Origin of the sequence: Paenibacillus sp. EKM301P (assembly GCF_011800295.1) — a bacterium.
GTDB lineage: Bacteria > Bacillota > Bacilli > Paenibacillales > Paenibacillaceae > Paenibacillus > Paenibacillus polymyxa.
Window position 1 is genome coordinate 1 of the sequence record NZ_JAALFM010000097.1, and the last position, 421, is coordinate 421.

1 protein-coding gene is annotated in these 421 nt (G+C 51.3%); it reads right to left on the reverse strand.

What is annotated here, in order from left to right; all coding sequences use genetic code 11:
- Positions 1 to 421 (reverse strand): condensation domain-containing protein (locus HFD99_RS25000; RefSeq protein ID WP_238797315.1); only part of this gene is annotated, 421 nt, incomplete at both ends.

Sequence of the window (421 nt, forward strand, 5' to 3'; positions counted from 1 at the left end):
ACAGGTCATTCATTTCCGTGTTGTACGCGCGATGAGCTTGTTTGAGCAGCTGCTCCGTTTCCTGCTTCGTCCAGCGGACCGTCACCACCTCACTGTCTCCCAGCCGTGCATTATCATTTGCAAAATCCTTCGGCAAAGGCTTCGCAAGGCTTGCTTCTGCTTGTTCGATATGCTGCCAGTAGGCCAGTTCCCACTCCATCGTCGCACTGTTGGCATAGGCTGACAGTTGTTTGGCCCATACCTGGAACGAATCTGTTTTATGCGGCAGCCGAATAGCTGTGCCAGTTTGACCTGCGACTGCCTGCTCATAACCAGATGCCAAATCCTCCAGTAAAATACGCCAAGATACACCGTCCACCACCAAATGATGAATGACGATTAATACATGGTCGCCCTCAGCACAATGAAACAGACCGAGCTT